This is a genomic window from Pseudanabaena sp. UWO311, assembly GCF_006937785.1.
Lineage (GTDB): Bacteria > Cyanobacteriota > Cyanobacteriia > Pseudanabaenales > Pseudanabaenaceae > Pseudanabaena.
In genome coordinates, this window is sequence record NZ_SJEE01000006.1 from 123766 (window position 1) to 138307 (window position 14542).

The 14542-nt window shown below is 41.8% G+C and carries 12 protein-coding genes; 8 read left to right on the top strand and 4 right to left on the bottom strand.

The genetic code is table 11. The annotated features are described in order from the left end of the window. The first annotated feature begins 120 nt into the window (after positions 1-120). The 3 genes from PseudUWO311_RS07390 to cobJ all read left to right on the top strand — a co-directional run bounded on the left by PseudUWO311_RS07390 (position 121) and on the right by cobJ (position 2259). Positions 121-483: a TMEM165/GDT1 family protein gene (locus tag PseudUWO311_RS07390; protein WP_142654556.1), complete on the top strand. Its 363-nt coding sequence runs from the start codon at positions 121-123 to the stop codon at positions 481-483. Between the two features lie 5 nt (positions 484-488). Next, positions 489-764 carry a TMEM165/GDT1 family protein gene (locus PseudUWO311_RS07395; protein WP_142654557.1) on the top strand — a complete coding sequence of 92 codons (276 nt, stop codon included), beginning with the start codon at positions 489-491 and terminating at the stop codon, positions 762-764. Positions 765-843: 79 nt separating this feature from the next. Beyond that, positions 844-2259 (top strand): precorrin-3B C(17)-methyltransferase, encoded by a 1416-nt coding sequence (gene cobJ / locus PseudUWO311_RS07400; RefSeq protein ID WP_142654558.1) that lies wholly within the window; start codon positions 844-846, stop codon positions 2257-2259. A gap of 107 nt (positions 2260-2366) precedes the next feature. Here the strand turns inward: cobJ and PseudUWO311_RS07405 are convergent, their stop codons facing one another. Further along, positions 2367-3758 carry an aldehyde dehydrogenase gene (locus PseudUWO311_RS07405; RefSeq protein ID WP_142654559.1) on the bottom strand — a complete coding sequence of 464 codons (1392 nt, stop codon included), beginning with the start codon at positions 3756-3758 and terminating at the stop codon, positions 2367-2369. A gap of 104 nt (positions 3759-3862) precedes the next feature. Between PseudUWO311_RS07405 and PseudUWO311_RS07410 the strand changes: the two genes are divergently transcribed. Continuing rightward, the gene (locus PseudUWO311_RS07410; RefSeq protein ID WP_142654560.1) at positions 3863-4660 is read left to right on the top strand and encodes an E3 ubiquitin ligase family protein; all 798 of its coding nucleotides are present in this window, start codon (positions 3863-3865) and stop codon (positions 4658-4660) included. Between the two features lie 278 nt (positions 4661-4938). Further along, a complete protein-coding gene (locus PseudUWO311_RS07415) occupies positions 4939-7788 on the top strand; it encodes a zinc-dependent metalloprotease (RefSeq protein WP_142654561.1) in 2850 nt (949 codons plus the stop codon). Positions 7789-7849: 61 nt separating this feature from the next. Here the strand turns inward: PseudUWO311_RS07415 and PseudUWO311_RS07420 are convergent, their stop codons facing one another. After that, on the bottom strand, positions 7850-8674 hold the full coding sequence (locus PseudUWO311_RS07420; RefSeq protein ID WP_223807486.1) for a TPM domain-containing protein: 825 nt from the start codon (positions 8672-8674) through the stop codon (positions 7850-7852). A 110-nt stretch (positions 8675-8784) separates the two neighbouring features. Between PseudUWO311_RS07420 and ylqF the strand changes: the two genes are divergently transcribed. The 3 genes from ylqF (at position 8785) to PseudUWO311_RS07435 (ending at position 11567) form a co-directional block, all read left to right on the top strand. Further along, the gene (ylqF, locus tag PseudUWO311_RS07425) at positions 8785-9624 is read left to right on the top strand and encodes a ribosome biogenesis GTPase YlqF (RefSeq protein WP_142654562.1); all 840 of its coding nucleotides are present in this window, start codon (positions 8785-8787) and stop codon (positions 9622-9624) included. Positions 9625-9795: 171 nt separating this feature from the next. After that, on the top strand, positions 9796-10701 hold the full coding sequence (gene rnhA, locus PseudUWO311_RS07430) for a ribonuclease HI (RefSeq protein ID WP_142654563.1): 906 nt from the start codon (positions 9796-9798) through the stop codon (positions 10699-10701). An 86-nt stretch (positions 10702-10787) separates the two neighbouring features. Beyond that, a complete protein-coding gene (locus tag PseudUWO311_RS07435) occupies positions 10788-11567 on the top strand; it encodes a DUF4058 family protein (RefSeq protein ID WP_142654564.1) in 780 nt (259 codons plus the stop codon). Positions 11568-11874: 307 nt separating this feature from the next. On the opposite strand, the gene PseudUWO311_RS07440 is transcribed toward PseudUWO311_RS07435, so the two are convergent. Continuing rightward, entirely contained in the window at positions 11875-12837 is a 963-nt protein-coding gene (locus PseudUWO311_RS07440; protein ID WP_142654565.1) for a GIY-YIG nuclease family protein, read from the bottom strand. 131 nt (positions 12838-12968) lie between these two features. Next, complete coding sequence (locus tag PseudUWO311_RS07445) at positions 12969-14168, bottom strand: GNAT family N-acetyltransferase (RefSeq protein WP_142654566.1); 1200 nt, start codon at positions 14166-14168, stop codon at positions 12969-12971. Between the last annotated feature and the right edge of the window lie 374 nt (positions 14169-14542).

Sequence of the window (14542 nt, forward strand, 5' to 3'; positions counted from 1 at the left end):
CTTATCAAATCCAGTAAAAGCAATGCTAGCAAAGCTTTTACAAAAAATATGAGTTTAGTTTGTTTTATAGCGTAGACTATGAAAGGATTATGAAAAGATTGAATAACGCTCATAACAACGATGTCTGCAAAGCCCGAATTGAAAAACCAAGAGCTTGAGCAAGCTCAAGTGATCACGACATCACCAGTAAAATCTCAGAGCAAATCTGAACACTGGCAAATTGTTACCACAACTTTTATCACCGTATTTCTAGCTGAAGTTGGAGACAAAACCCAACTAAGTGTTTTAGTGATTTCAGCGCAGTCACATCAGCCTTGGATCGTATTTGCTGGAGCCGCGATCGCCTTAGTTTCAACTAGCTTGTTAGGCGTAATCGCAGGTAAATGGCTAGCTAAAACCTTCTCGCCAAGTTTGCTAAACACCCTCGCTGGCTTGAGTTTTCTGATTCTGTCACTTAGTTTATTATGGGAAGCGATCGCTTAAAAAATATGGACTGGCAATTATTATTTCTCAGCTTTGGTACGATTTTTTTGTCGGAGCTAGGAGACAAAAGTCAATTAGCAACTCTGAGTTTAAGTGGTAGCTCAGCAGCTCCAAGATTTGTTTTTATTGGCTCAGCTGCCGCCCTATTAGTAGCTAGCTCAATAGGAGTATTTCTTGGTGACAGCATTTCTGTGTTTTTGCCAACAAAATTGCTCAAGGCAATCGCAGCGTTGTTATTTGCGATTATGGCAATGCGCCTGCTTATGAATAATGGTGACTAACTTAACCCAAAAAGGCAAAGCGCCAGCTTAGCATGTGCTTTGCCTTTATAATTGGTTGCTACTATGCACGCCACAAACCATGAAACCTCTTGCCATCATCATTTTAGGAGAGAAAAGTATTGCGATCGCAAGACAAATTCAAACCGTAATTCCTGATGCAGTAATTTATGGACTAGCACCGCGTACCCAAACTGCCGATTGCCAATACGACAAATTCAGCGAAACCGTCAGCGAATTATTTAGCCAAGGACATCCAATTATTGGCATCTGTGCCGCAGGAATCCTAATCCGATCGCTAGCACCTCTACTGTCAGATAAACGCGCAGAGCCCCCTGTAATTGCGATCGCGGAAGATGGTAGTGCCGTAGTGCCGCTATTGGGTGGTTTGAATGGGGCAAATGATCTCGCTAGGGCGATCGCGCAAGTATTGCAAGTCCAAGCGGCAATAACTACTACAGGCGACTTAAGGTTTCAAACTTCATTGTTAGCACCTCCAGTAGGATATCGACTGCTAAATGATGATGACCAAGCAAAGATATTTTTAGCAGATTTGTTGGCTGGCAAATCAGTGCAACTGATTGGTGATGCACCTTGGCTAAGCGAAAGTAATCTTCCCTTTGCGGATCATGCTACCCATAAAATTGAAGTGATTTCCAATAAAATTCAATTGGAAGAGATCGTCTCAAAATTAAGCTCTACTTATTTAATTTATCAAACTGAGCAAATCCAAGACCAGAAAATAAATGGCAAGCTCTCAATCATTGGCACAGGTCCAGGCGATGCCAAATGGATGTCTCCCGAAGTCAAGAAGATTCTGGAAGATGCAACGGATTTTGTTGGTTACAAAACCTATATCAATCTGGTAAAGGAATTTACGAAAGGAAAGACAATCCATGCTTCCGATAATCGAGTGGAACTAGATCGCGCTCGTCTTGCCCTCAATCTAGCAACTGAGGGTAAATCAGTAGTGATCGTCTCCTCTGGCGACCCTGGGATTTATGGCATGGCTGCCGCTGTATTTGAAGTATTAGATCATGAATCCGATTCTAAATGGAACCAAATCGATATTCATGTTGCTCCAGGAATATCTGCTGCTCAAGCTGCTGCTGCTGCGATTGGCGCTCCCATCGGACATGATTTCTGCACAATATCTCTTTCGGATATTCTCAAGCCTTGGGAAGTGATCGAACAGCGATTAGCCGCCGCCGCTCAAGCAGATTTTGCGATCGCGATTTACAATCCGATTTCATCTCAGCGCAAATGGCAACTGCCTGCGGCTAAAGAGATTTTATTAAAATGGCGATCGCCTGACACACCTGTGATTTTGGGTCGCAAAATGGGGCGCAAAGGTGAAAATGTGCGGGTGATTACGCTGGCGCAACTAGTTCCTGACCTTGCGGATATGCAAACCGTAATTATTGTGGGATCTAGTAAGACGAAGACTTTAGCATGGGGCGATCGCATACGAGTGTATACTCCCCGCAAATACGATTGAGACTCCTTCTCGTCGATCACGCTTTAACTGTCCAGTACCATGAAATATTGATTATCTTGACGAAAGATAGTTTATCAAAAGCCTCACAAATTGAGGCTTTTGATAAATTAATTGATGAATTTCTTTAATGTATCAAGAGTCATCGTATAAGGTGGATAGCGCCACTTGAGGTCAAAGCGGAAGGAATTTTTGAGTACACTCTTTCGGTGAGAGAAAGTATCAAAACTTGCCTTGCCGTGATAGCTACCCATCCCGCTATGACCGACACCACCAAAGGGAAGTTCTGGATTACCTAAATGCATGATTATGTCGTTGAAACAACCTCCGCCGTAGGAAATCTCTTGAAGAATGCGCTCCTGATTTTGCTTATTGCTGGAGAAGAAATATAGGGCTAGAGGTTTAGCTTGAGCATTGACAAAGTTGATCGCATCTGAGAGTTGGTCATATTCCAAAATCGGCAAGATTGGGCCAAAGATTTCCTCAGCCATAATTTTCGAGTTAGGAGACACTGCATCAATGAGGGTAGGCGAAATAAAGCGATCGCTTTTATCGCTGTTTCCACCAATTAGCACTTTGCCTTCATTGAGCAAACTGACGAGGCGATCAAATTGGCGATCGTTGACAATACGGGCAAAATCTGGGCTTTGTTGAGGATTTTCACCGAAGAATGTTTTTACGCATTCTAATAATTTTTCGATTAGGGCAGATTTGACACTTTTCTGAACTAATAGATAATCAGGAGCAACACATGTTTGACCAGCATTATAGAACTTACCCCAGATAATCCTCTTAGCGGTGGTTGCTAAATCACAGGTTGCATCGACAATACATGGACTTTTGCCACCGAGTTCTAAGGTGACAGGTGTTAGATGTTTTGCCGCAGCTTCCATAACAATTTTGCCGATCGCAGTTCCACCAGTGAAGAAGATATGGTCAAATTTTTCGGCAAGTAAAGCTTGATTCGTCTCGATACCACCTTCAATCGCAGTGATAAAATTGGAATCGAAGTTGTTGTTAATGATTTTAGCGATCACATTGGAAGTGTGTGGCGTATGCTCTGAAGGCTTAAGTATCGAGCAATTGCCCGCAGCGATCGCCCCAATAAGTGGTTGGATTGTCAGGGCAAAAGGATAGTTCCAAGGTGCAACGATCAACACTACGCCTAAGGGTTCAGTATAGATATAACTAGAACTAGGAAATAAATTTATAGGAGTCCCTACTTTTTGGGGCTTCATCCAAGCCTTAAGATTTTTGAGAACAAATTTAATTTCTGAGAGGGTAACTAAAATTTCACTGCCAAAAGCCTCGATCGCAGGTTTACGCAAATCAGCATAAACTGCATCAAGAATTAGCTGCTCATTGTCTTTAATTAGTTGTGAAAGCTTATTGAGTTGAGCAACCCGAAAATCATAGCCCTTGGTTTTACCAGTGGCAAAGAAAGCACGCTGATTGGCGATCGCAACTTGAATATCAAGACTACTGGTAGGTATGGTGACCATAATTCGTAATTCGTAATTTGTAATTCGTAAAATTGAGTTCTCCCTCAAGGTTAACCCATGTTAATTTTAAGCCATAGCAAAAGCGCATACATACTTCAAAGACTATGGCAATTTTTGGCGGCATCCTGATCGTAATCGGTATCATTCTGTTTTTTGTCCAAAAGAATTACAGTACGAAACTACAAAGTATTAGGCTCGCAACAGCCTCAACAGTTGCAGATTTGCAACGTATTGCTAGTGAAATTGCAGGAGAGATTGGTAGTGGGAATTTACGAGAATATGTGAAGGTGCGCGGTATTATTCGTAGCGATCGCCCTTTAATTTCGGAGCTTAAACAAGAACCCTGTGTGCATTACACCATGAAAGTTGTCAGGGAATATGAGGAGCAGGAGACAACTCGCGATAGTGAAAATAAAACCCGCACCGAAACTCGTCGGGGTTCAGAAACCGTGTCAAGTAATAGTCAATCAATTCCATTTACTTTGCGAGATAATTCTGGCGAACTTATAGTTAATCCTGATGGTGGCAATATTGATACTGTGCAAGTATTAAATGAGTTTCGACAAGAGAATTCAAGCGGTTCTTCAATATCTTTTGGCGGCTTTAATTTATTACTCGGTGCGGGTATGGGTGGTAGACGCACTATTGGCTATCGTTATACAGAGTCGATCTTGCCCTGCGATCGCGAAGTTTTAGTAATTGGGACAGCAGCCGATGAGGGCGGGCAAGTTACTCTCCGCAAGCCGATCCAAGCTGACAAAAAATTTATTATTTCTCTCAAGAGTGAAGAGGAACTTGCCAAGTCTACGGCAAATGCTGCCAAATGGTATTTCTATGGCATGGTTGCTTGCTTAGCGATCGGGTCAATTTTATTGATTTTGGGATTAATTTTAAAAAAGTAAACATTACAGAACTTTACATCCCTTGCCAAGGGATAAATCCCTTGAAATATAGAACTTACGCAGTAGCTCTGCACTCAAGTGCGGGCTAAAAGCTCAAACCCGTTGAAACGGGTTGATTAGAAGTATTCTGTAGTCCACTGAAGTGGACTTGAGCTTTTAGCCAAGAACTTGAGTTCTTGGTTTATTTGCGTGAGTCCCAAAATATTTAGTCATATTGCTGACAACTCTAACTACAGTGGGTAGGCTGTTTTAACAAAACTCATGTCATAGGCGCAGAGATGAAGAGAATTCGATTTTGGATAGTAATTTGCCTTAGTTTTTTTCTAGTTCTAATTTCTCATCCACTTGTCGAGAGACTTTCTCCCATTTATGCACAAACTCCTTTTATTCAAAATATTCCCCTGCCACCTTTCAACATGCAAGGGCAAACCGAACTACAACCATTTGACGATTTAATCAAAGATCATCAAAAACTAGCGGGTTTATTTACGCTTTATCGTCATCAAGAGTCAGGTAAGGTTTTTGCCGAAATTAAACCCGAACAACTTAATCGCAACTTTTTGGCGGTGATGACCCTCGAATCTGGTTTAGGTGAGCGAGGTCTCTATCGTGGCGTTCCTCTCCGTGACTTAATGTTCACCCTTCGCCGCTTAAATAATAATTTACAATTTGTGGTTCCCAACACCAACTTTCGCGCTCAGCTAGGAGATCCACAAGAGCGATCGCTTAGTCAATCCTTTAGTGACTCGGTTTTGATATCACTACCAATTCGGAGCATTCATCCTAAAAACAAATCTTTTTTAGTTGATTTAGATCCTTTGATCTTGAGTGATGTTTTACCAAATTTGAGTAAAACCTTAGCCGCACAGCTTGGCGCTCCCTTCATCGCCGACCCCAGCAAATCTTATATCAGTAATGCGGAAGCATTTCCCCAAAATATTGAATTGGAATCGGTATTTAGCTTCATGGGAGCAGGAATACCAAACTCACAGTTTAGTCCTGACCTCAGTACCTTGTCCGACAGCAATGCTTTTACGCTCAAAGTCCGTTATAGCCTATCTCAACTCCCGACCCAAAATGGCTATCGTCCTCGATTTGCTGATGAGCGAGTTGGCTATTTTGTCACCGCCTATCAAGACTTTTCTAAAAAATCTGGCAAGACTCCATTTGTACGCTATATCAATCGTTGGCATTTAGAAAAGCAAAATCCCCATGATTTACTCTCTCCACCCAAACAACCGATCACATTTTGGATTGAGAATACAGTTCCTTTAGAATATCGCAGTGCTGTGCGTGAAGGCGCGTTAATGTGGAATCGTGCTTTTGAGAAGATTGGATTTAAAGATGCGATCGCGGTAAAACAAATGCCCGATCGCGCTGATTGGAACCCAGCCGACATTCGCTATAACACGATTCGTTGGTTTAACTCGATTGATGGTTTCTTTGCGATGGGCCCATCTCGAACCAATCCCTTAACAGGTCAGATTCTTGATGCAGATATCATCATCGATAGTAATTTGATTCGGTCGATTAAGCAGAATTATGGAAGTGTTGCTCAACAAAATAGTTGGCAAAATTTGTCTTTTTTATCGCGGTTGACAGGTAATCCAAATCTATGCAGCTATGGCATGGATGCAAGGCGGATGCGCTATGACAAACAGGCGATCGCATTACTCAGGAAACAACCGATTTCCACTCAGTTCAATAACAACTTGTTTATGTCTAGTGCTAATGATTTGTGCTATGGCATGGAAGCAGTGGAACAATTTCGGTTAGGCGCAATGTCTCTGTCTCTGTTTGAGAATGTGTTGCCTAGTAGCGATCGCATGAAGGACTATATCAATCAATTTGTGCGTGAAGTCACAGCCCATGAAGTTGGGCATACCTTGGGTTTGCGACACAACTTTCATGGTAGCGCGATGCTCTCCCCTGAGGAGTTGAATAATACAGAAATTACTCGTAAAAGGGGTTTAGTTGCTTCTGTAATGGATTATAACGGTGTGAATCTTGCGCCGCAGGGGACAAAGCAAGGTGATTTCTTCACTAGTAAAGTTGGTGCGTATGATGAATGGGCGATCGCCTATGGATATACCCCAATTGATGCGATTATTCCTGCGGGAGAAATCAAGGAGCTAGAAAAAATAGCTAAGCTTGCACCGCAACCAGAGCTAGCCTATGCCCCCGATGAGGATGCATTCTCTGGACTTGATCCCAAGGTTCAAACCCATGACTTGAGCAACGATTCCGTTACTTATGCGCAGTGGCAGTTTGATAATTCTCGTGTCATGTGGAATCGGATCGAGAAGCGCTATCCTGGGAAAGGAGAAAGTTTTAATGACACCAAAATTGCCTTCAATCAAGTGTTTGGGCATTATGCCTCTAACTTGTTTACCTTAGTTTCCTACGTGGGGGGACAATCATTTAATCGTTATCGTTCTGGTGATGCGATCGGGCGATTACCGTTTGAGCCAATTCCTGTCGCGAAGCAACGTGAAGCGATCGCGACGATTCAAAAAAATTTATTTGCGGCTGATGCTCTCAATTTTTCTCCAGATCTGCTGAATAAACTGGCTCCATCCCGTTGGTATCACTGGGGTGCTTCACCTGATTTCTCTTCTCTGGACTATCCAATTCACGATCGCATTTTATCATTACAAACCTTTGTCCTGAGTGATTTACTATCTTCAGAACGCTTGCAAAGGCTGCGGGACACCGAATTGAAAACTGCTGCGGGTCAAGCCCTAACATTGCCTGAGCTATTTGATACTTTACTGCAAGGTATTTGGACAGAAGTTCTGCAACCACCTAATGATTTAACTCAAGTTTCCAGTCTGCGCCGTTCACTTCAGCGTCAACATATGAATCTATTAGTTAATCTGGCTCTCCGCAATCGACTCTCCCCCGACAAAATCGATAACTTCCTTGACTTTGTAGTTGGAATGCAAACCAGTAATCCACCTGAAGATGCTTGTACCCTTGCGTGGTATCAACTCCGTCAACTGCGCGATCGCCTTGCATCGGTATTGCGCGATCGCGGTGACAAGCTCGATCTCTACACTAAAGCCCATCTTGAAGAAGCAAGCGATCGCATTGCTAAAGCGATCGATGCTAAGTTACAGTCTCAGTAATTGAACTAAAAAGGGGGGCTATAGCCCCCCTTTTTAGTTCAATTACAATATTGAGCTGTTTTTACCTAGCTTCAGGCGATGGGGTCACTTTTTTTGGTGAAGGAATTAAATAAGCGATAACTGCTCCACCAACAAAACCTGCTACATTGCGAACAATGGGAACCCATTCACTAGTGCGCGTCAGAACTGGACCCAGACCAAATGAAATGAATAACATGCCCCAAAGTGGGGTGAAGATTAGCGCCCATTTCCAAGCAAATATTTCTCCATCTTTACGAGGATGCCCCGCAAACCCAAAGATCACGCCACCGACAATGGAAGTAATCAGCGTCAAAATCCATTGCTCTTGAGGAATGCCTGGGACAACTGCACAGCCATCTTGATCGAGACAAGTTGCGATCGCATCAATAGCCGACAAGATCGATTGGTCATACCCTTGATCACGCACATAGAACTGGTTGCCATAGCGAGACTGCAACTCAATCCAGAAGCTACGTGATAGCAACGGATACACCGCATCACCGACGCTAAAGTTTAGTAGGTTGCGTCCACGCCCATCAGCTACAAGCATAACGCTGCTCTCGTCTAGCCCCCAAAACTCCTTAACTGCTCGCCCTGGGGTGCGATCGACTTGGGTTAGAACCCTCAATTTCCAGCCCGTTTGTTCTTCAAATTTAGTTAACTTTTGATCAAGAGCTAACTCTTCAGACTCAGTTAAAAAGCGCCCCAAATCGATTACGTTTGTGTACTTTTCAGGCAATAGCTCTGGTGCATCAAAAGCATGAGCCGCAGGAATATGGGTGAAGGCGATCGCTAAGGGCAACATTATGGCGATAGCGATCTTGCTAAATCTCTGAATAATCTTTGGTAAGGAGAAGTTAATCATGATTTTTTTAAAGTTTAAATTTAATTAAAATTAAAGGCAGATCTTAATATTTCTTAATATCTTAGCAACAGTATATAGTTAAAGATACTTTCTCTCCGTATTTTTTTCCTATGGCAAGCCCAATCCAGTGGTATCCAGGTCATATCGCCAAAGCTGAAAAGCAGTTGTTAGAACAACTAAAATTGGTTGATGTGGTCATTGAAGTGCGTGATTCGCGCATTTTAATGTCTAGTAAGCACCCCAAAATTGAAAAATGGGTGGAGGGAAAGTCGCACATTTTAGTATGCAATCGCATTGATGCCATCACCTCAAACGTAAAAACACAGTGGATGCGATGGTTTTCCGAGCAGGATCGCATGGCGTATTTCACTGATGCTCAGGCTGGCAAAGGCATGGTGGATTTACTCAAAGCCGCCCAAGTTGCAGGCGAGAAAGTAAATGAACGGCGGCACGGTCGGGGCATGTTGCCACGTCCTGTACGTGCAGTTGTAGTTGGGTTCCCTAATGTCGGCAAATCGGCACTGATTAATCGGTTGCTTAAGAAAAGGGTAGTGGCGAGTTCCAATAAAGCAGGTGTAACCCGCCAGTTGCGCTGGATTCGGATTTCTGATCAGATCGAGTTGCTCGATACCCCTGGGGTAATTCCCCCTTTGCTACATGACCAAGATGCGGCGATGAAACTTGCTATTTGTGATGATATCGGTCAGGCTGCCTACGACAATGTCTTAGTGGCAGCGGAAGCTGTGGATTTGTTGATTAAGCTCAATGCTAAGTTGAGTAGTCGTTACGTCATCGATCCTGCAACGGTAACTTCAGGGATTGAGTATATTCATGAAGTTGCGGCTTTAAATAAATTTCAAGGCGATTTAGATAAGGTTGCAAGGCTAATTTTGTATGATTTCCGTAAGGGCAAACTAGGGGCGATCGCTCTAGAAATGCCACCTCAATAAGTACCTTGGCATTTATAGTGGATTAGCCCTGCACTCAAGTGCGGTCTAAAAGCTCAAACCCGTTGAAACGGGTTAACCTTAGAATTATTCTTTAGTCTGCTTCAGCAGACTTTAGCTTTTAGCCAAGAACTTGAGTTCTTGGTTTATTTTCAACTAGTATTACTCAACCAGATGACAAGCAAAATTTATTTAAAAGGCGTAAGGGCATATGGATATGTGGGATATCTGCCCGAAGAAAATGTACTAGGACAATGGTTTGAGGTGGAGGCAACCCTATGGGTAGATTTTGAGAAGGCTAGCCATAATGACGAAATTGAAGATACGGTTAATTATGTGTCCTGCATTCGCAAGATTGAAAATCTCATTCAGACGCAGAAATTTAAACTAATCGAGAGATTAGTTGGCGCGATCGCAGACAGCCTGCTCGAAGAAGAAAAAATCGCACAGGTCGAAGTACGAGTGATCAAGCAACCGCCAATTCCCAATTTTCTAGGCTCTGTTGCCGTAGAAATTGTGCGATCGCGCTCTCAAGTCACCTCCACAAAGACCAAACCAGAATCAACTCCAGAACCTATATCTCTCCCCCAATCACCAATCACCGAATCCCAATTACCAATCACCAGTTCCACCGAATCCAAAATCATCAGCATCCACACTGACGGTGCTTGCTCCAAAAATCCAGGTCCTGGCGGTTGGGGCGTAGTCATCCATTTCTCCGATGGCAGTACTAAAGAACTCGGCGGAGGCATCCGTGAAACCACAAATAATCAAATGGAACTACAAGGCGCGATCGCAGCTTTAGAATTTCTCTCCACTCACAAACAATCCACTCCCGTCGATCTCTATACCGATAGTAAATATGTGCTAGATGGGATTACCAAATGGATTAAAGGCTGGAAAAAGAACGGGTGGAAAACCAAGGACAATAAGCCTGTCAAAAATCAAGAATTTTGGCAACAACTCGATCCTCTCAATTCATCAAATATTCGCTGGCATTGGGTAGAAGGACATTCTGGCGATCCTGATAACGAAAGATGCGATGCGATCGCCCGTAGCTACACCGCAAAATATATGTAATAAAGAACAGCCTTACAGAGAGGGCATGTTAGAATTTCTTCAAAGTCTTACCAGAAAATTACAGATGTAAAAGAGGATATCTAAAAATGCCCTCCCCCTTCCCTGGCATGAATCCTTATTTAGAAAACCCTGAACTATGGTCGGCTGTGCATAGTCGATTGATCGTGGCGATCGCTGATGCCCTCGCAGAAACCATTAGCCAAGACTATCGCATTGAAATCGAGAAGCTCACCTATTGGAGTGATGAAACAGGAGACGATCTGCTAATTGGGATACCAGACGTTGCTTTGCTTAGTCGAAGTACAACAAGCAGTGAAAAAAATATTGCCACCGCAGTTGCCGCACGAACAGCGATCGCCCCAACTCGCATTCTCTTGCCAACATATGAAGAAATTAGTGAACGCTATCTAGAAATTCGTGAAGTCCAAACTGGAAAAGTAATCACAGCGATCGAGATACTTTCTCCTAAAAATAAAAAGACAGGTGAGGGACGTGAAGCTTATCTCCGCAAAAGAAGGCGAATTTTACAAACCCAAACTCATTTTGTGGAAATTGATCTCTTAAGAACTAACCCATCCTTTTTACAAGGACAACTTCCTGCGTCTGATTATCATATTCTGGTCAGCCGCAGCCACGAGCGTCCTGCTGCTGATTTATATGCTTTTTCAATACGCGATCGCATTCCTAATTTCTCTATTCCGCTACGCTTAGGTGAATTAGAGCCGACACTAGACCTACAAGTTTTAGTGGATCAGGTTTATCAGCGCGGACGTTATGACTTAGCGATCGACTATTCTCAACCCACGCAACCACGTTTGAATAGTGAAGATGAAATTTGGACAAGCAGCCTTCTCACGAGCAAATAACATTTGCCGCAATATCGAAAACTCAACATCCATACTTTCATAAGCCGCAAAAGTTTGAGGATTGGATAAAGCTTTAGCTTTTAGTTCAGCATGATTCATTATTTTTAACCTCCAATAGACGCGATCGCAACATAATCACAATAAAAAGCGATCGCCCTAACCCTCATCTCTCGGATTTTGTATAACAGCGATTAATGATTATTAAGATTTAAATATGTACTTGAAATTTTCGAGCAATTATATCTAGAGATCGGCTCTCTACTTCGATCTATCTAATAAGCAGGTAATCTCCACTCCTCTCTTATAACTATTTTTTGATAAAAACAACTTTGCTTAGAAAAGCACCATTGTTAGCTCTTTTAACTTCAAAACCCACTAGGCTCAAATATTCATAAAAATCTGCCGTAAAACATTGCCCACTATCTGAACAGAATCCTCTAATATAAAGATTGAATTTTTCATTAATGGAATCAACACCGCGCCATTTGTAACCTTTTTTGATCCAATTTTTTATAAAATTAAGAGCCTCTGGCTTTAAATATTCAAAGTCTTCTGGACTAATTCTCTTCTCAAGCCATAAAGCAGGATAAAGTTCATACTCCAAACATTGCATAGATTGACATATTTTTTCTATCCATTTTCTTCTCGTTGTTTCTTGAATACCTTGAGGTGGATGATCAACAAGTAGCATCATCTTTTTAATTATTCTAGAACGAATATTTGTTTTCTGACTCAATTCGATAGGTGATATGCCTTTTTCTTCCATTAACTTTCCTAAATTCCAACCATACCCACTATCTAGATCTGGATAATTTAAGCAATGAATTTGCATATTCCACATGGGCTGAAAATGCCAGATAAGTTCTGTTTCAATAGCAATCAAATATTCTTTGTTACATGTGTTAATTTCATGCCAGTAAATATCGATAATACAATTATTTTTTTCGAGCACTCGCCTAACTTTTTTGATATGATGATGACTTTGCCAACGTTTCTTTAAATTAATAGTTTCTCCGATGTAAAGTAGATCTCCTCTCTTTCTACTTATATTTTCCCAAACAATTACAAAGTATATCCCTATAGCTGCGGGAATATTTTGAGTCTCTGGAAACTGAATGTAAGGCAATTCAATTAAATCTTTAAATTTATATTGAGAGATTACATTCTCTAAGGTTGAACTTTCATAAATATCAATGTCATTCAGTTTAATCATCGCTAATTTAAAACAAAAAACAAATATATATGAATCTATCTTCTCAAGCCAAGACATTTAAAGCCTAGACATTTAGACTTCTGGACAAAGCACTTATTGCTTGAGAGGAACTTAAATTAACCCGATCTTTATACTCAGTCAAAACGATTACTCCTAGCCCTCATCTTCTAAATTGGGTCATAGGCAATTTAAACATGAAGATCGGGAGGTGCAAAATCAAAGGGTAGCTCGTTGTTAATTGCTTGAATCTGTTTTGCCTCGTAAGTATTTATCTCACCGATATAGGGAACTAGAATTTGCTTGAGCCGATCGCGATAGAAGCGATGCAAACTATAATTTGGAGTCGCAGGAAATCCACGCCTTTTTTTGTGTTGTCCACCCGCCCCTGGGTCAAAGCGTTTAATTCCCTGTGCGATCGCCCATTCGATCGGTTTGTAATAGCAAGCATTGAAATGTAAACAATCGATTTCTTGAACCGATCCCCAATAACGCCCAAATAGCTGATCGTCTTTGCGAATACAAAATGACATGCCCAAAGGTTGTGGATGATCCGCGATCTCACCCGCCACAAACACAAGGCGATCGCGAAAACTATGGGCGAGATTTTCAAAAAACTTGCGATTTAAATATTTGCTACCGCCCCAAAATTTATTGCAATGATCGTTATACAGCTCATACATATAGCCATAGAAATAATGCGGAATCTCTTCACCCGTATAAACGCGCATGTTAATTCCTGTACTTTCCACCGATTTACGTTCACGTTTAATATTTCGGCGCTGATTGGCATTGAAATTTTTGAGATAATCATCAAAATCGGTAAATTCTTGATTTTCCCAAACATAACTATGGTGCATCCAAGTTGTAAATCCTCGCGACTCCAACTCATGCTTCCAACTAGGATCAACATATAAAAAGTTGCAGCCCGACATTTGGTGTTTGTCGCAAAGGCGATCGATCTCAGCAAGCATCAAATCATAAATTTTTGATACCTCATCAGCGCGATCGCAAAGCTCAGGATGCACCAAAAAGCGATAACCCACCGCAGGGGTAAATGGAGCCATTCCCAATAATTTCGGATAATACTCAATCCCCAACCGATAGGATAAATCCGCCCATTGGTGGTCAAATACAAACTCGCCTTGGCTGTGCCCCTTCAAATACAAAGGCGCAGCCGCCACTAATACATCACCTTGCCATACCAATAAATGACTAGGTAGCCATCCCTGCTGTGCGATCGCACAACCAGAAGATTCCAAATTCGAGAGCCATTCCCATTCAAAAAAAGGAGTAGCCAAAGGTTTTGCGAGAATATTCCATGCTTCAGACTTAACCTTATTAACTGTATCCACCCAAGTCGTCGTATAACGCGGAGATTGTTGCAGCATAGTGAAAGTCTTGGCAATGTTAAGTAAAGTATTTAGTATACATAGCTTAACAAATTAAGTTATTTACAATAATTTTACGTTGTTACTTTTAGATAGTTTTTTGCGCACCACTATTTCTTGACGGGGAAGGGAGTAAAACATAAAACCCAAAATAAAAGTGGCAGCACGAAGCACCGCCACTTTTATTTTGGGTTTAGATTTGTCCTACTCTCTTTTACTACTATGTAATCCCAAATAAAATTTTTCATTTGACAGCCTGTCTTTTGACATTTCTCATTAAGCAACAAATACTGGAATGTTGATCAATTGAATTTGCTGTATAGATTGAATTCGCTGTATAGATTGAATTCGCTATATAGGCTGAGTCAATTGAT

Bases quoted from the DNA above. Each gene is read 5' to 3' on its own strand.
- PseudUWO311_RS07390 (WP_142654556.1), top strand. From the start codon at position 121: ATGTCTGCAAAGCCCGAATTGAAAAACCAAGAGCTTGAGCAAGCTCAA.
- PseudUWO311_RS07395 (WP_142654557.1), top strand. From the start codon at position 489: ATGGACTGGCAATTATTATTTCTCAGCTTTGGTACGATTTTTTTGTCG.
- cobJ (WP_142654558.1), top strand. From the start codon at position 844: ATGAAACCTCTTGCCATCATCATTTTAGGAGAGAAAAGTATTGCGATC.
- PseudUWO311_RS07405 (WP_142654559.1), bottom strand. From the start codon at position 3,758: ATGGTCACCATACCTACCAGTAGTCTTGATATTCAAGTTGCGATCGCC.
- PseudUWO311_RS07410 (WP_142654560.1), top strand. From the start codon at position 3,863: ATGGCAATTTTTGGCGGCATCCTGATCGTAATCGGTATCATTCTGTTT.
- PseudUWO311_RS07415 (WP_142654561.1), top strand. From the start codon at position 4,939: ATGAAGAGAATTCGATTTTGGATAGTAATTTGCCTTAGTTTTTTTCTA.
- PseudUWO311_RS07420 (WP_223807486.1), bottom strand. From the start codon at position 8,674: ATGATTAACTTCTCCTTACCAAAGATTATTCAGAGATTTAGCAAGATC.
- ylqF (WP_142654562.1), top strand. From the start codon at position 8,785: ATGGCAAGCCCAATCCAGTGGTATCCAGGTCATATCGCCAAAGCTGAA.
- rnhA (WP_142654563.1), top strand. From the start codon at position 9,796: ATGACAAGCAAAATTTATTTAAAAGGCGTAAGGGCATATGGATATGTG.
- PseudUWO311_RS07435 (WP_142654564.1), top strand. From the start codon at position 10,788: ATGCCCTCCCCCTTCCCTGGCATGAATCCTTATTTAGAAAACCCTGAA.
- PseudUWO311_RS07440 (WP_142654565.1), bottom strand. From the start codon at position 12,837: ATGTCTTGGCTTGAGAAGATAGATTCATATATATTTGTTTTTTGTTTT.
- PseudUWO311_RS07445 (WP_142654566.1), bottom strand. From the start codon at position 14,168: ATGCTGCAACAATCTCCGCGTTATACGACGACTTGGGTGGATACAGTT.